The sequence below is a fragment of the Streptomyces aureocirculatus genome, assembly GCF_000720475.1.
In the GTDB taxonomy this organism is placed as follows: domain Bacteria; phylum Actinomycetota; class Actinomycetes; order Streptomycetales; family Streptomycetaceae; genus Streptomyces; species Streptomyces aureocirculatus.
This window is the reverse complement of record NZ_JOAP01000008.1, coordinates 45,837-67,581: the sequence shown is the minus strand read 5'-3', so window position 1 is coordinate 67,581 and position 21,745 is coordinate 45,837. Positions and strand designations below refer to the sequence as shown.

The window sequence follows — 21,745 nt, the reverse complement described above, 5'->3', positions numbered from 1 at the left end:
GCACCCGGAGGGCCGGAGCACCGAAGCACCTGGTGTGGCCCCACCGGGCCAAGAAGCAGATGTGGACAACCGGCGGAAAACTCATGGGGGTTGATGACATGTGGAAGCAGCGGTATGCGCGGGAGCTGGCCCGGCGGTATGTGGCGCGGGTGGCGCGGTGGTTGCGCTGGGAGCGACCGGTACGGGCGTCGGGGGCAGGGCGGGCGCCATGGACGACGCGACGGCGGCATGGCCTCGCGGGGGATTCGGGGATGGTGACGTCCGAGTACGCCATGGGGATCATCGCGACCGTCGCGTTCGCCGGGCTGCTCTTCAAGGTCGTGACGAGCGGACCGGTGAAGGGCGCCCTGCAGGCGGTGGTGGCGGGGGCCCTCGATGCCGAGTTCTGAGGGGCGCCGCGCCCGGCGTGACGGCGGGTACGTGACGGCGGAGGCGGCGGTGGTGCTGCCGACGCTGGTGCTCTTCACGATGGCGCTCGTGTGGGTGCTCCTGGCCGCGTCCGCGCAGATCCAGTGTGTGGACGCGGCCAGGGCCGGGGCCCGCGCGATGGCCCGCCAGGACCCGCAGGGCACAGCGGCCGCGGCGGCCCGGCAGGCGGCTCCGCGCGGCGCGAGCGTGACGGTGCGCAGGGAGGGCGACCTGGTCCGGGTGGAGGTCACGGCACGCATGCCGGGCCCAAGGGCACTGGGGCTCGCCCTGCGGCTGCGGGCGGAGGCGGTGGCCATGGCGGAGGAGACCGTGGGGGTGGGGGTGTGAGCAGGGGGCGAGCGGGGGGCTTGGGGGCGGGCGTGGCCCGGGGGCGCGTGGCTGTCCCGGGCAGAAACCGGGTGCGGGCGGCGGACCGGGGTTCTGCGACGGTGTGGGCCGTGGTGGGCATGGCGGTGTTGTGCGTGGTCGCCGGGGCCGTGCTGGCGATGGGGCAGGCGACGGTGGCCCGCCATCGGGCGGGAGGCGCGGCCGACTTGGCGGCGCTGGCGGCGGCGGACCACTGGGCAGGCGGGCAGGCGGACGCGTGCACACGGGCGGAGAGGGTCGCGCGGGCGCAGGACACAAGGGTCGTGCGGTGCGTGGTGGTGGGGGAGGTGTCGGACGTCACAGCGGCGGCGGAGTTCGGCCCGTTCGAGGTGGAGGTGAGGTCACGGGCGGGCCCTGCGGGGCCAATATCCACCCCGTCCGGTCTCCACCCCGTCCGGTCCCCACCCGTCCGGTCTCCACACCGTCCGGTCCCCACCCGTCCGGTCTCCAGCCCGTCCGGCTTCGGACCCGCCAGGTTTCCGACCCGTGCGGTCTTCGCCCCGCTCGCGGTAGGCCCGCCCACTTTCAGCCCGTCCGGTTGGAGCCCGTCCGTTCCAGCCCGTCCGGCGTTCGAGGACGAGGCCGAAGGCCGACAGGGGGCAAGGGGCGAAGCCCCATGAGAGCGGCAGCACGACCCCCGGCAGGCCGGGGAGCACCGCGGAGCGCCGTAGGGGCCGGACCCCGGCAGGCGGGGCGAGACGGCGTACCAGGGACGGGCGGCGTCCGGGCTGTGGCCGGGCAGTGGCCGCTAGGCCGGGCAGGACAGTCCGGAAGGGGGAGCTGCCGGGCACTCAGTCGGCGGGGGCGTCCGCGAGGAGGGTGGTGAGGAGGCGTACGGCGCCACGCTTGTGCAGGGGATCGTTGCCGTTGCCGCACTTGGGGGACTGGATGCAAGAGGGACAGCCGGCCTCGCACTCGCAGGAGGCGATCGCCTGGAGCGTGGCGGTGAGCCAGGTGCGGGCGGTGTGGAAGGCGCGCTCGGCGAATCCGGCACCGCCCGGATGGCCGTCGTACACGAAGACCGTCGGCAGCAGGGTGTCCGGGTGGAGCGGTACCGACACGCCGCCGATGTCCCAGCGATCGCAGGTGGCGAAGAGGGGCAGCATGCCGATGGAGGCGTGTTCGGCGGCGTGCAGGGCGCCACCGAGGATCTCCGGGTTGACGCGGGCGGCGTCGAGCTGGTCCTCGGTGACCGTCCACCACACGGCGCGGGTGCGCAGGGTCCGGGGCGGCAGGTCGAGCTTGGTCTCGCCGAGTACCTCGCCGGTGATGAGCTTGCGGCGAAGGAAGGAGACGACCTGGTTGGTGACTTCGACGGAGCCGTAGCAGAGGCGGCCGGGGCCCCACGGGACTTCGATGTCGGTGTCGAGGACGGAGATGGCGGTGGTGTCGCGGGCGGTGGTCGAGTAGGGCGGGACGGCCTCCTCGACGAGGGCGGCGGAGTCGTCCAGGTCCAGCTTGCGTACGAGGTACGTCCGGCCCTGGTGGAGGTGGACCGCGCCCTCGTGGACGGTCGTGTGGGCGGCGGAGGCATCTACGGTGCCGAGGAGCCTGCCGGTGCCCTCCTCGACGACCTGTACGGGGCGTCCGCCCTCGCCGCGGATGTCCGTGAGGTCGGCGGCCCGCTCGCGGCGGGTCCAGTGCCAGGCCTTCGTGCGGCGCCGCAGCAGCTTCGCGGCCTCCAGTTGCGGAAGCAGTTCCGTGGTGGCAGGGCCGAAGAGTTTCACGTCGTCGTCGGTGAGGGGGAGTTCCGCGGCGGCGGCGCAGAGGTGGGGCGCCAGGACGTACGGGTTGTCGGGGTCGAGGACGGTCGACTCGACGGGCTGGTCGAAGAGGGCCTCGGGGTGGTGGACGAGATAGGTGTCGAGCGGGTCGTCCCGGGCGACGAGAATCGCGAGCGCGCCCTGGCCGGAGCGCCCGGCGCGCCCTGCCTGCTGCCAGAGGGAGGCGCGGGTGCCGGGGTAGCCGGCGATGAGGACGGCGTCCAGGCCCGACACGTCGACGCCGAGTTCGAGGGCGGTGGTGGCGGCGAGGCCGAGGAGTTCGCCGGAGTGCAGGGCGCGTTCCAGGGCGCGGCGCTCCTCGGGGAGATATCCGCCCCGGTAGGCGGCGACACGCCGGGCCAGGGAGCGGTCGACCTCGGCGAGGCGTTCCTGGGCGATGACGGAGATCAGTTCGGCGCCGCGCCGGGAGCGTACGAAGGCGACGGAGCGTACGCCCTGGACGGTGAGGTCGGTCAGCAGGTCGGCGGTCTCGGCGGTGGCGGTGCGGCGGACCGGGGCGCCCTTCTCGCCGTGCAGCTCGGTGAGCGGGGGTTCCCAGAGGGCGAAGACGACCTCGCCGCGCGGTGAGGCGTCGTCGGCGACCTCGGTGACGGGCAGCCCGGTGAGGCGCTCGGCGGCGACGGCCGGGTCGGCGGCCGTGGCGGAGGCGAGCAGGAAGACGGGGTCGGAGCCGTAGCGGGCGCACAAGCGGCGCAGGCGCCTGAGGACTTGGGCGACGTGGGAGCCGAAGACACCGCGGTAGGTGTGGCACTCGTCGATGACGACATAGCGCAGCGCGCGCAGGAAGGAGGACCAGCGGGGGTGGGACGGGAGGATCCCGCGGTGCAGCATGTCCGGATTGGTCAGGACGTAATTGGCGTACTGCCGCACCCACTCGCGTTCCTCGACGGGGGTGTCGCCGTCGTACACCGCGGGCCGTACGGCCTTCCCGAGCGGTGCGGCGAGGGCGCGCACGGCGCGGCGCTGGTCTGCCGCCAGAGCCTTGGTGGGGGCCAGGTACAGGGCGGTGGCGCCACGGCCGTTGGCGGCCTCGGAGCCGTCGAGCAGGGCCGAGAGGACGGGGGTGAGATAAGCGAGCGACTTGCCCGACGCGGTGCCGGTGGCGACGACGACGGACTCGCCGTCCAGCGCGTGTTCGGCGGCGCGTGCCTGGTGGGCCCACGGATGCTCGATTCCGGCCGTCTGCACGGCGGCGACCACTTCCGTTCGGATGCGATCGGGCCAGACCGCATAACGAGCCGCACGTGGGGGCAGGTGCTCCGTATGAGTGATGCGTGCAGCCCGGCTCGGCCCCGTGGTCAGCCGGTCAAGGACCGTCTGCGGGGAGACGCGGGCCGGGGTGTCCACAGGGGGCCCTCCGGCAGGGGAAAAGTCGGCCATCGGCACCGAGTGTGTCACTGGCGGGATGGACAATGGTCGGAAGGCGTCGTGCACGCCTGCCGGTAAGTGATTGAATGCCATCGCGGCTGGCGATCCGTCCCGGGGGCGTGGGCCGAGGTGTCCCAAGGGGCGACCGCTCGATAGCAAGGTGCTGGAGGATCCGTGGATCTGTCTCTGTCGACCCGTACCGTCGGCGATCGTACGGTCGTCGAGGTCGGTGGCGAAATCGATGTATATACCGCGCCCAAGCTGCGCGAGCAGTTGGTCGAGTTGGTGAACGACGGCAGTTTCCATCTGGTCGTCGACATGGAGCGCGTGGACTTCCTCGACTCCACCGGACTCGGCGTGCTGGTCGGTGGCCTGAAGCGGGTGCGGGCCCATGAGGGCTCGCTGCGCCTGGTGTGCAACCAGGAGCGCATTCTCAAGATCTTCCGTATCACCGGCCTGACCAAGGTGTTCCCGATCCACACCTCGGTCGAGGAAGCCGTCGCGGCCACCGACTGAGTCGGAGCCCGGCTGCGGCCGGACGGTCCCGGGCCTGGTCCCGGGGTCCCGGGCCGTGGCCCGGAGTAGCAGTACGGCAGGGGGCCGGGCCGGATTCCGGCCGGGCCCCCTGACAGCACGCGCGTATGTCCGAGGGGGATGCATGGCCACCGTTGAACTCCGCTTCAGCGCGCTGCCCGAGCACGTCCGGACCGCCCGCCTGGTGGCGGCCGCGGTGGCGCGCAGGGCTGGGGTGGACGAGGCCGTCCTCGACGAGGTCAGGCTCGCCGTCGGCGAGGCCTGCTCCCGAGCTGTCGGTCTGCATCAAGCCGCCGATGTCCCCGCGCCGGTGCGGGTCGCCCTCGTCGAGGAGGAGAAGCAGTTCTCCATCGAGGTCGGTGACGAGGCTCCGCGTACGGCGCCCGGTGAGCGGGCTCCGGGGGCGGGACCCGGCCGGGGTGAGGAACCCGAGGCCGAGGGTGAGGACGAGATGGGTCTGGCGGTCATCAGCGGGCTCGTGGACGACGTGGAAGTGACCGCCGGGGAGAACGGTGGGTCCATTCGGATGACTTGGCCCACCGCGTCCTAGGCCGCAGCGCTTCCTAGAGCACCCCTGCCCGCCCTTGGGCCCGCCAGGGCGGGCGGTTCCCTGCCTGGTTCCCTGCCTGGTTCCCTGCCCGTCCAGGCCCCCTGGGTGGGCTCTTCTCATGGGGCTTCGCCCCTTGCCCCCTGTCGGCCTTCGGCCTCGTCCTCAAACGCCGGACGGGCTGAGATACCCCGGCCCCGGGAGACACCCCGGCCCCTGAGAGACCCCGGCCCCCCGGGAGAGCCCCCGGCCCCGGGAGAGCCCCCGGCCCCTGAGATACCCCGCCGCGCAGGGGCGGAACCGCACCCCCCGTGCCAAGGGCGGCCCCCACTCGCCCCCGTTCAGCGGGGCCCGAGCACTTGCCCCCGTTCAGCACGGTCTGCAGGGTGCTTTTTAATCTTGTCGTATCAGCGCGGTTCATGCCGGGGGCAATTCTGATCACGCCGGGGACGGGGTGAGAGGTGGCGTCAATGGTTTTGGGGCGTTACCGCTTTCGGGGGCAAAGTTTGGGCGCGATCATTTGCGGACACGCACTCCCGAGCCAATTCCGTTTGCGGCGCACTGTTTTGATCAGGTCCGGCTCCCTACAATCCGTCCACATCTTGAGCTCAGCCCAAGCGTCAAGGAGGACGAATGGCGGGGCTTTCTACCCCTCATCAGCTTGACCACCCCTCAACCCTCGCGGCCGCGGTACTGACGGACGGCAATCGGCTGATCGTGATGGTCATCGCGGCCGTCGCGGTCGCCGCACTCGTACTCGCCTGGGTCCTGGTCCGCCAGGTCCTCGCGGCCGACGAGGGCACCGACAGCATGAAGAAGATCGCGGCGGCGATCCAGGAAGGCGCGAATGCCTATCTGGGACGACAGTTGCGCACCCTTGGCGTATTCGCCACCGTGGTGTTCTTCCTGCTCCTGCTGCTGCCCGCGGACGACTGGAATCAACGGGCAGGGCGCTCGATCTTCTTCTTGATCGGCGCGCTGTTCTCGGCGACCACCGGCTATATCGGCATGTGGCTCGCCGTACGCAGCAATGTGCGCGTGGCGGCCGCCGCGCGGGAAGCGACACCGGCGGAAGGTGAGCCGGAAAAGGATCTCACCGCGGTCTCGCACAAAGCCATGAAGATCGCTTTCCGTACGGGCGGCGTCGTCGGCATGTTCACGGTGGGGCTCGGTCTGCTCGGCGCCTCCTGTGTGGTGCTCGTGTACGCGGCCGACGCGCCGAAGGTCCTGGAGGGCTTCGGCCTCGGGGCCGCTTTGATCGCCATGTTCATGCGTGTCGGAGGCGGCATCTTCACCAAGGCCGCCGACGTCGGCGCCGACCTGGTCGGCAAGGTCGAACAGGGCATTCCGGAGGATGATCCGCGTAATGCCGCGACCATCGCCGACAACGTGGGCGACAACGTCGGCGACTGCGCGGGGATGGCCGCCGACCTCTTCGAGTCGTACGCCGTCACGCTCGTCGCGGCGCTGATCCTCGGCAAGGCGGCGTTCGGCGACGCCGGTCTCGCCTTCCCGCTGATCGTCCCGGCCATCGGTGTGATCACCGCCATGATCGGGATCTTCGCAGTCGCGCCCCGGCGCTCCGACCGCAGCGGCATGACGGCCATCAACCGTGGCTTCTTCATCTCCGCGGCGATCTCGCTCGTGCTCGTCGCCACGGCCGTGCTGATCTACCTTCCGTCCTCGTACGCCGACCTGAACGGCGTCACGGACGCGGCGATCGAGGCCAAGGGCGGTGACCCGCGGGTCCTCGCGGTCGTGGCCGTCGCCATCGGCATCGTCATGGCGGCCCTGATCCAGCAATTGACCGGCTACTTCACCGAGACCAACCGGCGTCCCGTCAGGGACATCGGCAAGACCTCGCTGACGGGACCGGCCACGGTGGTGCTCGCGGGCATCTCGCTCGGTCTGGAATCGGCGGTCTACACCGCGCTGTTGATCGGACTCGGCGTGTACGGGGCGTTCCTGCTCGGCGGTACGTCGATCATGCTCGCGCTGTTCGCGGTCGCCCTCGCGGGCACCGGGCTCCTCACCACCGTGGGTGTCATCGTCGCCATGGACACCTTCGGCCCGGTCTCCGACAACGCCCAGGGCATCGCCGAGATGTCCGGCGATGTCCAGGGCGCGGGCGCGCAGGTCCTCACCGACCTGGACGCCGTCGGCAACACCACCAAGGCCATCACCAAGGGCATCGCCATCGCCACGGCTGTGCTCGCGGCGTCGGCGCTCTTCGGGTCGTACCGCGACGCGATCGCCGAGGCGGCGGACGACGTCGGCCAGAAACTCGGCGACGGCGCACCGATGAACCTGGTCATGGACATCTCGCAGCCCAACAACCTGGTGGGCCTGATCCTCGGCGCCGCGGTCGTCTTCCTCTTCTCGGGGCTCGCGATCAACGCGGTGTCGCGGTCGGCGGGAGCCGTGGTCTACGAAGTGCGGCGGCAGTTCCGCGAGCGCCCCGGAATCATGGACTACACGGAGAAGCCGGAGTACGGGCGTGTCGTCGACATCTGTACGAAGGACGCGTTGCGCGAGCTGACCACGCCGGGTCTGCTCGCCGTGCTCACGCCGATCGCGGTCGGCTTCTCGCTCGGCGTCGGCGCGCTCGGCTCGTTCCTGGCGGGCGCGATCGGCACCGGCACGCTGATGGCGGTGTTCCTCGCCAACTCCGGTGGTGCGTGGGACAACGCCAAGAAGCTCGTCGAGGACGGCCACCACGGCGGCAAGGGCAGCGAAGCCCATGCCGCGACGGTGATCGGCGACACGATCGGCGACCCGTTCAAGGACACCGCGGGCCCGGCCATCAACCCGCTCCTGAAGGTCATGAACCTGGTGGCGCTGCTCATCGCGCCCGCGGTCGTGAAGTTCAGCTACGGCGAGGACAAGAGCGTGGGCATGCGGGTCCTGATCGCCGTGCTGTCCATCGCGGTCATCGTCGGCGCGGTGTACGTGTCCAAGCGGCGCGGGATCGCCGTCGGTGACGAGGGCAACTCGGGGGCGGTCGCCAAGTCGGCCGATCCGGCGGTGGTTTCGTGACGTAGATCTTGGACAGGGGTGGAGGCCGCTACGGCCTCTGGAGGCCGGTTCGGGCGCCCGCCCGGACCGGCCTCGCCCGTGAAGCCCTCGTGAAGCTACCCTGAGCCCCCGTCAGGCCCCGCCTGCCCCCTTCAGCTCCCGGCTGCCCCCGCCAAGCCCCGGCTGCCTCCGTGAGCCTTCTCTCGCCCTCCACTCCTTGATGCAAATGGCTTCAATAGTGGAGGTAACCCACCCCTGGCATGCGGTTGTCCCCCAGTTGGCGTGTAAGTTCCGGGGCCGAGAGCCATGGAAGGGACCAATCCGGTGAACAAGAAGCTCGCGGCCGCACTGTCCGGCGGTGCGGTACTGGTACTGGCGCTGTCGGGATGCAGCAGTGACGACGACGGTGACAAGAAGCTCGACGACTGGGCCAAGAAGGTCTGTGACACGGCCGTGGGGCCGCAGTCGAAGAAGATCGCCGAGGCCAACGCGGCCATCAAGAGGCAGACCGCCGACAACAGTTCGCCGGACGAGGTCAAGAAGACCGACTCCAAGGCGTTCGGGGACATCTCCAGTGCGTACGCCCAGCGCAGCGCCGCCCTCAACAAGGCGGGCGCCCCGCCCACCGACGACGGCGAGAAGAAGCTGAACGACGCCGTGAAGGAGCTCGACGGCCTCTCCAAGTCGTACGCCGACCTGAAGTCGCAGACCGACAAGCTCGACACCAAGGACCAGTCGGCCTTCGCGGACGACCTCGCGAAGATCGCCGAGGAACTGGGCAAGCTCAGCAAGAGCGAGAACACCGCGCAGAAGAAGCTGGAGGCGGGCGACGTCGGCAAGGCCATGCGCGAGCAGGAGAGCTGCAAGAGCTCCACGCCGTCAGCAGGGGCCAAGAGCTGAATCCCTCCGGCAGCCGTTTCACGGCAGCCGGACCCAAGAGCTGACGCCGCCGTCAGGCGGAGCCGCCCCCGGTGCCCTGTGGCGCCGGGGGCGCCGTCGTGGGTGCCGGGGTCACAATTGGGGGGTGAGTAACGCCAGCATGCCCCCGCCCCTGCCCTCGCCCGACCGCGCCGATGTGACCGCACGGCTGCGGGAGGCCTTCCTCGCCGCCGACTTCACCGCCGACGGGCTGCTCGACCTGCTCGGGGCGCCCGCCTACGCCGCGCTGGCCCGCAGTGAGACGGTGCCCGCCCTCCGGGCCACCCGGGGCGACGGCGCGCTGGCGTCGCTCGTACGGCTGTTCCTGCTGCAGGAGACCGTCCCGCACGCGCGCGTGGCCGACGTTCTGCCGGTCGACGCCCTCCTGGAGAGCGGCTGGCTCGTGGCGGACGGGGTCGATGGGGCCACCGGGGCGGCCGGTGCGGGAGGTACCGGTGGTGGCCCCCGCGGCGATGGCACCCGCGGCGGTGGCGATGGCACCCGTGGCGGTGGCGGGCTCAGGGCGACCACCGACGTACGGCCCTACGGCGGGCCGGAGGGCGAGGACTGGTTCATCGTGTCCGACCTCGGGTGCGCGGTCGGCGGTGCCGGTGGCATCGGCAGCCGGGACGAGGGGGTCGTCCTTGGCGTCGGCGGCGCGTCCACGACGCTTTCCGGGATCACGGTACGTACGCCCGTAGCGAGCGCCCTCGACATCGGCACCGGATCCGGTATCCAGGCGCTGCACGCCTCCCGGCACGCGACCCGCGTCACCGCCACCGACCTCAACCCCCGCGCCCTGCACTGCACCCGGCTCACCCTCGCGCTGTCCGGCGTGCCGAACGCGGACCTGCGGCTGGGCTCCCTGTACGAGCCGGTGGGGGAGGCCACGTACGACCTGATCGTGTCCAACCCGCCGTTCGTCATCTCCCCCGGGGCCCGGCTGACGTACCGGGACGGCGGGATGGGCGGGGACGATCTGTGCCGCTCGATCGTTCAGGAGGCGGGGGCACGGCTGAACGAAGGGGGGTACGCGCAGTTCCTCGCCAACTGGCAGCACGTGGAAGGAGAGGAGTGGACCGAGCGGCTCCGCTCCTGGGTGCCGCGCGACTGTGACGCGTGGATCGTGCAGCGCGAGGTGCAGGACGTCACGCAGTACGCCGAGTTGTGGCTCAGGGACGCCGGGGACCACCGCACCGACCCGGCCGAGTACGCGGCGCGGTACGACGCGTGGCTCGACGAGTTCGAGGCCCGCAAGACCCGGGGCGTCGGCTTCGGCTGGATCACCCTGCGCAAGACCGGCGCCGCCGAGCCGTCCGTGACCGTCGAGGAGTGGCCGCACCCCGTCGAGCAGCCGCTCGGCGAGACGGTGCAGGCGTTCTTCGAGCGGCAGGACTATCTTCGCGCGAACGACGACGCCGCGCTGCTCGCCGCGCACTTCAAGCTCGCCGCCGAAGTGGTGCAGGAGCAGGTCGGCCTGCCGGGCGCCGAGGACCCGGAGCACGTCGTGCTGCGCCAGCACCGCGGCATGCGGCGGGCCACCCAGGTGGACACCGTGGGCGCGGGCTTCGCGGGCGTGTGCGACGGCTCGCTGAGCGCCGGCCGGATCCTGGACGCCATCGCCCAGCTCATGGGCGAGGACCCGGTCCTGCTGCGCGATCGCACCCCGGCCCAGATCCGGCTCCTGGTGGAGCAGGGATTCCTGGAGCCGGTGGGGCGGTAGGGGCTGACGGGGTCGGAGGGGCTGACAGGGCTGACAGGGTCGGAGGGGCTGACGGGGTCGGCGGGGTCGGCGGGCGAGCGCGCTCCCGCAGGTGCGCCCTCCCTTGTCGGCGGAGCCTTCCCTCGCCAGGAGAGCCTCCCCTCCCAGGGGGGAGGAATCGGCTCCCAGGGGGGAGAAATCGGCCGCTCCTGGAGGGAAACCAGCCAATATGGGTCTTCCTCGCCGCCCCCCGTTCACCCGGATTTCGTGATTCCGCCGTCCGGGTGTGCCAGCCTCCGCAGCCGGGGCGCCCGACAGGGGCCGCGTACGGACGGCACGGGAGGCCAGGGCATGGAGAGCGGACCAGCGATCTTCGCCGGAACGGTGTTCGCGCTGTTCGGAGCCGGGCTGCTGCTCTGGACGGGCACCCGGGTCGCCCATCGCGCCCCCGTCGCCCACGGTGTGCACTCCGCGGCGGCGGCGACCCTCGCGACCGTGGCGGGATCCGGTGCCCTCGCCCTCGCGGTGTGGTGCTTCACACGACTGTGAGAAGTGACCAGCGGGCAGTACAAAAGGTGTAGCAGTACAAAAGGTGCAGCGGACCGCGCCAGGGTCGTCCCGAGCATGTCAGAGCCCGCCCCTGGCACGTCAGAATCCGTCCCGGGCACGTCAAAGCCCGTCCGGCGATGGAGGACGAGCGCGCGGCGCGATATGCGGCACGCTGGACTGACGCGGTACGGAAAAAAAGTCCCGCACCTACGCTGCTGAAGGCCCAGGGGTCAGCCCGTGCGGCAGGAATGGCGGTAGTCGGGTTACCGTTCGAGTGGCCGTTGCGGGCTTTTCCCGTTTGACACGGGGGCGGGATGTACCGTCACACTCCGCAGCGTCAGCGCAACCGCAAGCGCAGTCACGGCGCCCCACCGGGCGTCGATTACGGCACTGCCGAAGCACCGCAGCGCTGCCACCGAGCGTCGACCGGAGAGAAGAGCGAAGTTGTCCCCGACCAGCGAGACCGCACCTGGCGGCCGCCGACTCGTCATTGTCGAGTCGCCCGCCAAGGCGAAGACGATCAAGGGCTATCTCGGCCCCGGATACGTAGTCGAGGCGAGCGTCGGGCACATCCGTGACCTTCCCAACGGCGCCGCGGAGGTTCCCGAGAAGTACACGGGTGAGGTCCGCCGCCTCGGCGTGGACGTCGAGAACGACTTCCAGCCGATCTATGTCGTCAACGCCGACAAGAAGGCCCAGGTCAAGAAGCTCAAGGACCTCCTGAAGGATTCCGACGAACTCTTCCTCGCCACCGATGAGGACCGCGAGGGCGAAGCCATCGCGTGGCACCTCCTCGAGGTCCTGAAGCCCAAGGTCCCGGTCAAGCGCATGGTGTTCCACGAGATCACCAAGGACGCCATCCAGGGTGCCGTCGCCAACCCGCGCGAGCTCAACAAGCGCATGGTCGACGCCCAGGAGACCCGCCGCATCCTGGACCGCCTGTACGGCTACGAAGTCTCGCCGGTGCTGTGGAAGAAGGTCATGCCGCGGCTCTCGGCGGGCCGGGTGCAGTCCGTGGCGACCCGGCTCGTCGTCGAGCGGGAGCGCGAGCGCATCGCCTTCCGCTCCGCCGAGTACTGGGACCTCACCGGCACCTTCGGCACCGGCCGCCCCGGTGATTCCAGCGACCCCTCGCAGCTCGTCGCCCGTCTCACCACGGTCGACGGCAAGCGCGTCGCACAGGGCCGCGACTTCGACTCCGTCGGGCAGATCAAGAGCCAGAACACCCTGCACCTGGACGAGGCGAACGCCCGCGCGCTCGCCGCCGCCCTGGAGAACACCGACTTCTCCGTACGTTCCGTCGAGTCCAAGCCCTACCGCCGCTCGCCGTACGCGCCCTTCCGTACGACGACGCTGCAGCAGGAGGCCTCGCGCAAGCTGGGCTTCGGCGCGAAGGCGACCATGCAGGTGGCCCAGAAGCTGTATGAGAACGGCTTCATCACCTATATGCGTACGGACTCCACGACCCTGTCGGACACGGCGGTGGCCGCGGCCCGCGCGCAGGTCACCCAGCTCTACGGCAGCGACTACCTGCCCGAGAAGCCCCGTACGTACGCCGGGAAGGTCAAGAACGCGCAGGAGGCGCACGAAGCGATCCGGCCCTCCGGCGACCGCTTCCGTACGCCCGCCGAGACCGGTCTGACCGGTGATCAGTTCCGGCTCTACGAGCTGATCTGGAAGCGGACCGTCGCCTCCCAGATGAAGGACGCGACCGGCAACTCGGTCACGGTCAAGATCGGCGGCCGGGCCGCCGACGGCCGTGACGCCGAGTTCAGCGCTTCCGGCAAGACCATCACCTTCCACGGCTTCCTCAAGGCCTACGTAGAGGGCGCCGACGACCCGAACGCGGAGCTCGACGACCGCGAGCGCAGGCTGCCGCAGGTCGGCGAGGGCGACGCGCTGTCCGCCGAGGAGATGTCGGTCGACGGCCACGCGACCAAGCCGCCGGCCCGCTACACCGAGGCCTCGCTGGTCAAGGAGCTGGAAGAGCGGGAGATCGGCCGCCCGTCGACGTACGCGTCGATCATCGGCACCATCCTCGACCGCGGCTACGTCTTCAAGAAGGGCACGGCCCTCGTACCGTCCTTCCTCTCCTTCGCCGTGGTCAACCTCCTGGAGAAGCACTTCGGGCGGCTCGTCGACTACGACTTCACCGCCAGGATGGAGGACGACCTCGACCGCATCGCGCGCGGCGAGGCGCAGGCCGTGCCGTGGCTGCGGCGGTTCTACTTCGGCGAGGGCGAGCCCTCCGGAGGCGCCGCCGACGCCGGGAACGGCGACGGCGACCACCTGGGCGGCCTGAAGGAACTCGTCACCGACCTGGGCGCCATCGACGCCCGCGAGGTGTCGTCGTTCCCCGTGGACGACGGCATCGTGCTCCGCGTCGGGCGCTACGGCCCCTACATCGAGCGCGGCGAGCGCGACATGGACGGCCACCAGCGCGCCGACATCCCCGACGACCTGGCGCCGGACGAGCTCACCGTCGAGTACGCGGAGGAACTGCTCGCCAAGCCCAGCGGCGACTTCGCGCTCGGCACGGACCCCGAGACCGGCCGCGAGATCATCGCCAAGGACGGGCGGTACGGCCCGTACGTCACCGAGGTGCTGCCCGAGGGCACCCCGAAGACCGGCAAGAACGCGATCAAGCCGCGCACGGCCTCGCTCTTCAAGTCCATGTCCCTGGACACAGTGACCCTCGCGGACGCCCTGAAGCTGATGTCGCTGCCGCGTGTCGTCGGCACGGACGCCGAAGGCGTGGAGATCACCGCGCAGAACGGCCGCTACGGCCCGTATCTGAAGAAGGGCACCGACTCGCGCTCCCTGGAGACCGAGGAGCAGCTCTTCAACATCACGCTCGACGAGGCCCTGGAGATCTACTCCAAGCCGAAGCAGCGCGGCCGTGCCGCCGCGAAGCCGCCGCTGAAGGAGCTCGGCGAGGACCCGGTCAGCGCGAAGCCCGTCGTCGTCAAGGACGGCCGCTTCGGCCCGTACGTGACGGACGGCGAGACGAACGCGACGCTGCGGTCCGGCGACAGCGTCGAGGAGATCACTCCGGAGCGCGGCTTCGAGCTGCTCGCCGAGAAGCGGGCCAAGGCCCCCGCGAAGAAGACCGCCAAGAAGGCGCCCGCCAAGAAGGCGCCGGCTAAGAAGACGGCCGCCACGAAGACCGCGGCCAAGAAAACGACGGCCAAGAAGACGACGGCTTCGACCGCGGCCAAGAAGTCCACCGCCAAGAAGACCACCGCCAAGAAGGCGGCGGCTTCTAAGGCAGCGGCTGAGGACTGAGGACTGAGAACCGAGAATCGAGTTTCCGGCTGCGGCCGGGGGCCGAGAGTGTGATCCGCCGCGTCGGGCCGGGAACGGGTTCCGGCGCGGCGGCGTATGTCCGGGCGGGCCCGCAGGGGTCCAGGTGGCGCCATGGGGATCCGGGTAGGCCTGCCGGGATGCAGGCGGCGCTCTGGGAATCCGGGAGGGCCTGCCGGGATGCAGGCGGCGCCATGGGGATCCGGGCGGGCCTGCCGGGATGCAGGCGGCGCCATGGGGATCCGGGCGGGCGGAGGTGAAGCGTCCAGATAGGCTGGACGGATGACGCGTGCAGAGCAGCCAACCGCCACGTCCCTGGGCCACGACAACGCCTTGCTCGCAGACTCCCGCGAGCGTGCCGTGCGCTCCCTGCTGCGCGTACCGCAGCTCAAGAAGTTGTGGAGCGCGCATCTCGTGGGCAGCGTCGGTGACGCCCTCGCGCTGCTCGTCCTGGTGATGCTCGCGCTGCAAGCGGCCATCGCCGAGGGCGGATTCGGCAACGGCTACCGCGGGGTCGCCATCGCCGTGACCGCGGTCTTCGGAGCGCGCGTTCTCGCCACCCTCCTCTTCGGAGCGGTACTCCTCGGCCCGTTGACCTCCCTCACATCGCCCGACGGCCCCCTGGACCGCCGCTGGACCATGGTGGGCGCGGACGGTGTGCGCGCCGCGCTGCTGATCTGCGCGCCCCTGTGGATCGACTGGACGCCGGACAACGCACTCGCCGTGCTGCTCGTCACCTCCTTCGTGACCGGCGTCGCCGAGCGCTTCTGGACGGTCGCCCGGGAGAGCGCGGCCCCCGCGCTGCTGCCCGCCCCGCCCCTTGAGGGCGCCACGGTCCGCCCACTGCCCGACCACATGGACGCGCTGCGGCGCCTCTCGCTGCGCACCGGGTTCATGGCGCTGCCGCTCGCCGCCGTCGTGCTCGTCGCGGTCAGCCTCGTAGGGATCCTGCTCGGCTCCGGAATCGACTGGTTCGAACAGCACCAGGCCGGACTCGCGTCGTTCCTCGCGGCCGGACTCTTCGCCGCGTCCCTGTCGATCGTGTACGCCATCGAGCTTCCCGGCAGGAACACCCCCCGCGCGCGCAGCCCCCTGGAGGGCCTGCGCAGGCCGCGTACCGGCAGCGGTACCGACAAGGGCCGCACCGGCGCCATCCCGCTGCTCGTGGCCGCCTGCGCCGCCGTCGCCGCGGCGATCGCCGCCGCCGTCGCGGTCGCCGTGCTGCACGCCAAGGACCTCCAGGGCGGCCCCGTCACGTACGGCCTGTTCGTGTTCGCGCTGACCGGTGGCACCCTCGCCGGGATCCGTACGGCGCCCGCCCTCCTGACGTCGCTGTCGCGCCGCCGGCTGCTCGCGCTCGCCATCACCGTCACCGGTGTCGCGCTGCTCGCCGCCGGGCTCGTGCCCGACGTCACGACGGTCCTGCTGATACTGGGCGTCGCCGGTGTGGCCGCAGGTGTCGCCGCCAACGTCGGGCACGCCCTGCTCGACCAGGAGGTCGAGGACTACCGGCGGGCCCGCACCACCGAGCACCTCCAGGCGGTCGTACGGCTGTGCGTGGCGCTCACCGCGCTCGTCGCGCCGCTGCTCGCCGCCGTCATCGGGCCGCACCGGATGGTCAACGGCAAGTTCGTCTTCGACCACGGCGGCGCCTCCTTCACGCTGATGCTGGTCGGCGCGCTGCTCCTGCCCGTGGCCGCGCTGGTCCTGGCCAAGGCCGACGACCGGCAGGGAGTGCCGCTCCGGCACGACCTGCGCGACGCCCTGCGCGGCGGCGACGACCCGGTGCAGACGCCCGCCACCGCCGGTTTCTTCATCGCCCTGGAGGGTGGCGACGGCGCGGGCAAGTCCACGCAGGCGGAGGCGCTCGCGGAGTGGATCCGCGCCAAGGGCCACGAAGTCGTCGTCACGCGCGAGCCGGGCGCCACGCCCGTCGGCAAGCGGCTGCGGTCGATCCTGCTCGACGTCTCGTCGGCCGGTCTCTCGCACCGCGCGGAGGCGCTCCTTTACGCCGCCGACCGCGCGGAGCACGTCGACACCGTCGTACGGCCCGCCCTCGCGCGCGGCGCTGTGGTGGTCTCCGACCGGTACATCGACTCGTCCGTCGCCTACCAGGGCGCGGGCCGCGATCTGTCGCCGACCGAGGTCGCCCGCATCAACCGGTGGGCCACCGGCGGCCTGGTCCCGCACCTCACCGTCCTGCTCGACGTGGCCCCCGAAGCGGCCCGCGAGCGCTTCACCGAGGCGCCCGACCGCCTGGAGTCCGAGCCCGCCGAGTTCCACGCGCGCGTGCGCTCCGGTTTCCTCACTCTGGCCGCCGCCGACCCCGGCCGCTACCTCGTCGTCGACGGCACCCAGGAGCCGGAAGCCGTCACGACGGTCATCCGGCACCGTCTCGATGTCGTACTGCCCCTCTCCGAAGCCGAGGTGAAGGCCCAGGAGGAGGCACGTAAGGCGGCCGAGGAGGAAGCGCGCCGGCGGGCGGAGGAAGAGGCGGCGCGCAAGGCCGAGGAGGAGCGCCTGGAGCGCGAGCGTCAGGAGCAGCTCGCCAAGCTCCGCGCGGAGGAGGAAGAGCGCAAGCGGCGCGAGCTGAAGGAGGCTCAGCGCCGCGAGGCCGAACGCCAGGCCGAGGAGGCCCGGCTGCGCGCCGAGGAGGCGCGCCGCAAGGCCGAGGAGGAGCGCGCCCGGGTCCTCGCCGAGGAGCAGGCCCGCGCCGCCGAGGAGGAGCGGCGCCGCCTCGCGGCCGAGGAGGAGGCCCGGCTGCGCGCCGAGGCCGAGGCCCGGCGCCTGGAGAAGCAGCGCAGGGCGGAGGAGGCGCTGCGGCGTGCCGAGGAGGCTCGGCTGCTTGCGGAGTCGGCTGCGGCGGGGGCTGCGAGTGTGGCGACATCCGGTTCAGGGGGTGGGGGGACCTCCGGTGGGGGGACCTTCGGTTCGGGTGCGTCTGCCGCAGGTGGCGCTGCCTCAGGCGGGACCACCTCTGAGGCGCCCGTCTCCGACGCACCCGTCTCCGACGCACCCGCATCGGGCGGTGTCGCTGAGGCCGTGGGCGGGCCGACCTCGCCCGACAACGAGACGACCCTGAATACGCCGATGGTGAAGCTGCCACAGGTTCCGGGTGCCGCGGACGAGACGGCCGTGCTGCCGCAGGTTCCGGGTGCCGCCGATGAGACGGCCGTGCTGCCGCAGGTCACCGAGGACGGCGCGGCGGACGTGACCGCGGAGCTGCCGCAGGCGACGGTGGCCGGTGCCGCCGACGAGACGACGGTCCTGCGGGCCGTGGGGCACGAGCCCGCCGACCGCCGAACCGGTGAGCACGATGCGCCGCGTGCGCCGAGTGACACGCCGCGTGATGCGCCGCGTGAGGCTCCGGGAGAACGCGCCGAGAACGTGGCGGACAAGGTGCCGCCGGGCTACTTCCGCGACGAGCGGCCGGGACCCGAGCGGCCGGGACCCGAGCGGCCGGGACCCGAGCGGCCGGGACCCGACGACCGTACGCGGGAACTGCCGCAGGTCGACGAGGAGGGCAGGCCGCGGCGGCCGCGCCCCGACTGGGCGGAGGAGACCCCGCTCGACGACCTGCCGTCCCTCGCGGACGAACTCCTTGGCTCGCCCGAGGCCGACGAGCCGGATGAGGGCGGGGGACGAGGCCGCCGGAGCCGGGGTCGCTGAGACGCCACGGCATCGCTGGGACGCCACGGCATCGCCGGGACGCCACGGCGGGTCGCGGCGCCTGAGGTCGACGCAGCCGATGAGGCCTGCTCAGGGCTGGTGTGGGCGGCGTTGTCAGTGGGGTGCCCCACAATGAATTCCGACAGTGCGAACAGAGCGGGACGTGCGCCGAGGGGTGGCGTGCGTCGGTAGGGCAAAGGCGGTGACCCATGCCGGTGTGGGACGACCTGGTGGGCCAGGAGAAGGTGAGCGCGCAGCTCGGCGCCGCCGCCCGAGACGCCGACGCCCTGGTCACCGCCGTCGCGGCGGCGGGCCCGCTGCCCGAATCGTCGAAGATGACGCACGCCTGGCTGTTCACGGGCCCGCCCGGCTCCGGCCGTGCCGACGCGGCCCGTGCCTTCGCGGCGGCGCTGCAGTGCGTGAGCCCGGACCGTGCGCTCGGCGGCGAGCCCGGCTGCGGCTTCTGCGACGGCTGCCACACGAGCCTGATCGGCACCCACGCGGACGTGGAGATCATCCGTACGGACTTGTTGTCGATCGGTGTCAAGGAGACCAGGGAGCTGGTCCGCCGCGCCCAGCTCTCCCCGGCGGTCGGCCGCTGGCAGGTCATCGTCCTGGAGGACGCGGACCGCCTCACGGAAGGCGCGGGGAACGTACTCCTGAAGGCGGTGGAGGAGCCGGCTCCCCGCACCGTCTGGCTGCTCTGCGCGCCCTCGCTGGAGGACGTGCTGCCCACGATCCGCTCGCGCTGCCGCCATCTGACGCTGCGCACCCCGTCGGTGGACGCCGTCGCCGACATGCTCGTCCGGCGTGACGGCATCGAGCCGCCCGCCGCCGCGGCCGCCGCCCGCGCCACCCAGGGGCACATCGGCCGCGCCCGCCGGCTCGCGACCGACGAGCGCGCGCGGGAGCGCAGAGCCGCCGTGCTCAAGTTGCCGCTGCGCGTGGGGGACATCGGCGGCTGTCTGAAGGCGGCGCAGGAGCTGATCGACACGGCGGCGGAGGAGTCCAAGCAGGCCGCCGAGGACGTGGACGTCAAGGAGACCGAGGACCTGAAGGCGGCCCTCGGCGCGGCCCAGGGCGGCCGGATGCCCCGTGGCACGGCGGGCGCGATGAAGGATCTGGAGGACAAGCAGAAGCGCCGCAGAACGCGTACGCAGCGCGACAGCCTGGACCTCGCCCTCATCGACCTGACCGGCGTCTACCGCGACGTCCTGGCCCTGCAGTTGGGCTCCCGCGTCCCGCTCGCGAACACGGAGGTGCAGGACATGCTGGAGCGCCTGGCGCGGGGTACGTCACCGGAGTCCACACTGCGCCGCATAGAGGCGATCGGTGCGTGCCGCACGGCACTGGACCGCAATGTGGCGCCGCTGCTCGCGGTGGAGGCGATGACGGTGGCGCTGCGCGCGGGCTGAAGCGTAGCCGGGCAACCCAGGTGCCCGGGTCGACCAAGTCAACGGGGTCAATGGAGTCAACGGGGTCAATGGAGTCAACGGGGTCAATGGAGTCAACGGGGTCAATGGAGCCAGCGGGGTTGACGGGGTTGACGGGGTTGACCAAGTCACCCATACGAGTACACAAAGCGATCCGACAACTCCATAGAGTTAGTCTCGCGAGATGGAAACCTCCTTCCCCCGAGCCCACCTCAGAGCCTGCGCTCCCGCTCGACGGCTTCGACGGGGCTGTCTGTTCCTGCTGACGGCGGGGCTGCTCATCTCCGGCTGCTCGTCGGCGAGTTCGTCGTCGGACGTCGCGATGGCGGAGCTGCCCCGATCCACTCCGAAGGAACTCACGTCGTACTACGACCAGAAGCTGCGGTGGCGCGAGTGCGGCGTATCCGGCTTCCAGTGCGCGACGATGAAGGCGCCCCTGAACTACGACAAGCCGGACGCGGGCGACGTGAAGCTGGCGGTGTCGCGGAAGCGGGCGACGGGAAAGCCGCGCGGCGGCGACGCGGTGGGGGCCGGTGCGAAGGGCGGGGGCGCCCCGAAGGCAGGTGCCCGCGACAGGAAGGCAGGCAACCAAAGGCTCGGCTCACTCCTGGTGAACCCCGGTGGCCCGGGCGGCTCGGCGATCGGCTACCTCCAGGCGTACGCGGCGCTCGGCTACCCCGAAGCGGTCCGGGCCCGGTACGACATGGTGGCGATCGACCCGCGCGGAGTCGCCCGCAGCGAGCCGGTCACGTGCATGAACGATCGGCAGATGGACACGTACACACAGACGGACATCACGCCGGACGACCGGCGCGAGACGGATCAGTTGGCCGCCTCGTACAAGAAGTTCGCGAAGGGCTGCGCGCAGCGGTCGGGGAAGGTGCTCGGGCACGTTTCCACGGTGGAGACCGCGCGGGACATGGACATTCTGCGGGCGGCGCTCGGCGACGAGAAGCTGACGTATGTCGGGGCGTCGTACGGCACGTTCCTCGGGGCGACGTACGCGGGTCTGTTCCCCGACCGCGTGGGCCGCCTTGTCCTCGACGGCGCCATGGACCCCTCCCTCACCTCGCGCGAGATGAACCGCGACCAGACGGAGGGCTTCGAGACGGCGTTCCAGTCGTTCGCGCGGGACTGCGTACGGGAGAGGGACTGCCCGCTCGGGACGAAGAGCGCGGCGGATGCGGGCAAGCGCCTGAAGAAGTTCTTCGCGACCCTGGACCGCGCGCCGGTCCCGGCGGGCGACGGCCCGGGCGGCGGCGGCCGCAAGCTCGGCGAGGCGCTGGCCACGACGGGTGTGATCGCGGCCATGTACGACGAGGCGGCCTGGCCGGAGCTGCGCGACGCGCTCACCTCCGCCATGAAGGCCAAGGACGGCTCGGCCCTGCTCGCCCTCTCCGACAGCTACTACGAGCGCGACGGCGACGGGACGTACTCGAACCTGATGTTCGCCAACGCCGCCGTGAACTGCCTCGACCTGCCGCCGTCCTTCTCCTCGCCCGACGACGTGCGCAAGTCGCTGCCCGACTTCGAGAAGGCGTCCCCGGTCTTCGGCGAGGGCCTGGCGTGGTCGGCCCTGAACTGCACGTACTGGCCCGTGAAGGCCACCGGCAAGCCGCAGCGCATCGAGGCGAAGGGCGCCGCCCCGATCATCGTCACCGGCACGACCCGCGACCCCGCCACCCCCTACCGCTGGGCCCAGGCCCTCGCGTCCCAGCTCTCCTCGGGCCGCCTCCTGACCTACGAGGGCGACGGCCACACCGCCTACGGCCGCGGCAGCGACTGCGTCGACGCGACGATCAACACGTACCTCCTGAAGGGCCGCGCCCCCAAAACCGACAAGCGCTGCAAATAACCCCAGCTCACACCCCCACCCACCCCCTATGCCACCCGCCGCCGGGGCCACCCGGGGGCTGGTACGGAGCACTCTCGGAAACTGTGTAGACTTGGCGACGTTGCTGATCGCACCATAGGTGCGGACGGCGTGCCGCCTTAGCTCAGATGGCCAGAGCAACGCACTCGTAATGCGTAGGTCTCGGGTTCGAATCCCGAAGGCGGCTCGGATTAACCCCAGGACTCACTCGCCGTGACCTGGGGTTTTTTCATGCGCGGGGCATGCCGAGCCGTA

14 protein-coding genes and 1 tRNA gene are annotated in these 21,745 nt (G+C 71.4%); 14 read left to right on the top strand and 1 reads right to left on the bottom strand.

All coding sequences use genetic code 11. The annotated features are described in order from the left end of the window. Positions 1-83: 83 nt before the first annotated feature. The 3 genes from IG78_RS49100 (at position 84) to IG78_RS52620 (ending at position 1,415) form a co-directional block, all read left to right on the top strand. The gene (locus tag IG78_RS49100) at positions 84-389 is read left to right on the top strand and encodes a DUF4244 domain-containing protein (RefSeq protein WP_404827689.1); all 306 of its coding nucleotides are present in this window, start codon (positions 84-86) and stop codon (positions 387-389) included. Next, on the top strand, positions 376-756 hold the full coding sequence (locus IG78_RS0109730) for a TadE family type IV pilus minor pilin (RefSeq protein WP_030561201.1): 381 nt from the start codon (positions 376-378) through the stop codon (positions 754-756). The genes IG78_RS49100 and IG78_RS0109730 overlap by 14 nt, the downstream gene beginning before the upstream one ends. Before the next feature lie 119 nt (positions 757-875). Beyond that, on the top strand, positions 876-1,415 hold the full coding sequence (locus tag IG78_RS52620; protein WP_107054861.1) for an Rv3654c family TadE-like protein: 540 nt from the start codon (positions 876-878) through the stop codon (positions 1,413-1,415). A gap of 171 nt (positions 1,416-1,586) precedes the next feature. On the opposite strand, the gene IG78_RS0109720 is transcribed toward IG78_RS52620, so the two are convergent. Continuing rightward, a complete protein-coding gene (locus tag IG78_RS0109720; protein ID WP_078965023.1) occupies positions 1,587-4,040 on the bottom strand; it encodes a DEAD/DEAH box helicase in 2,454 nt (817 codons plus the stop codon). 81 nt (positions 4,041-4,121) lie between these two features. On the opposite strand from IG78_RS0109720, the gene bldG reads away from it, so the two are divergent. From bldG to IG78_RS0109665, 11 genes are all read left to right on the top strand, one after another. After that, positions 4,122-4,463, top strand: a complete 342-nt coding sequence (gene bldG, locus IG78_RS0109715) for an anti-sigma factor antagonist BldG (protein WP_030359667.1) — start codon at positions 4,122-4,124, stop codon at positions 4,461-4,463. Between the two features lie 142 nt (positions 4,464-4,605). Next, the gene (locus IG78_RS0109710; RefSeq protein WP_030561195.1) at positions 4,606-5,031 is read left to right on the top strand and encodes an ATP-binding protein; all 426 of its coding nucleotides are present in this window, start codon (positions 4,606-4,608) and stop codon (positions 5,029-5,031) included. A gap of 630 nt (positions 5,032-5,661) precedes the next feature. Continuing rightward, a complete protein-coding gene (locus IG78_RS0109705; protein ID WP_030561193.1) occupies positions 5,662-8,064 on the top strand; it encodes a sodium-translocating pyrophosphatase in 2,403 nt (800 codons plus the stop codon). A gap of 285 nt (positions 8,065-8,349) precedes the next feature. Then, positions 8,350-8,943: a hypothetical protein gene (locus IG78_RS0109700; protein ID WP_030561191.1), complete on the top strand. Its 594-nt coding sequence runs from the start codon at positions 8,350-8,352 to the stop codon at positions 8,941-8,943. A gap of 124 nt (positions 8,944-9,067) precedes the next feature. Then, a complete protein-coding gene (locus tag IG78_RS0109695; RefSeq protein WP_063760721.1) occupies positions 9,068-10,684 on the top strand; it encodes a DUF7059 domain-containing protein in 1,617 nt (538 codons plus the stop codon). A gap of 330 nt (positions 10,685-11,014) precedes the next feature. After that, positions 11,015-11,212, top strand: coding sequence for a hypothetical protein (locus IG78_RS0109690; protein WP_030561187.1), 198 nt, complete (start codon positions 11,015-11,017; stop codon positions 11,210-11,212). A 444-nt stretch (positions 11,213-11,656) separates the two neighbouring features. Further along, positions 11,657-14,497, top strand: a complete 2,841-nt coding sequence (gene topA / locus IG78_RS0109685; RefSeq protein ID WP_030561185.1) for a type I DNA topoisomerase — start codon at positions 11,657-11,659, stop codon at positions 14,495-14,497. A 300-nt stretch (positions 14,498-14,797) separates the two neighbouring features. Next, positions 14,798-18,184, top strand: a complete 3,387-nt coding sequence (tmk, locus tag IG78_RS0109680) for a dTMP kinase (protein WP_030561183.1) — start codon at positions 14,798-14,800, stop codon at positions 18,182-18,184. A gap of 209 nt (positions 18,185-18,393) precedes the next feature. Further along, on the top strand, positions 18,394-19,599 hold the full coding sequence (locus IG78_RS0109675) for a DNA polymerase III subunit delta' (RefSeq protein ID WP_030561181.1): 1,206 nt from the start codon (positions 18,394-18,396) through the stop codon (positions 19,597-19,599). Between the two features lie 202 nt (positions 19,600-19,801). Next, positions 19,802-21,472, top strand: coding sequence for an alpha/beta hydrolase (locus tag IG78_RS0109670; protein ID WP_030561179.1), 1,671 nt, complete (start codon positions 19,802-19,804; stop codon positions 21,470-21,472). 131 nt (positions 21,473-21,603) lie between these two features. After that, positions 21,604-21,677: transfer RNA gene (locus IG78_RS0109665), tRNA-Thr, on the top strand. Positions 21,678-21,745 lie beyond the last annotated feature (68 nt).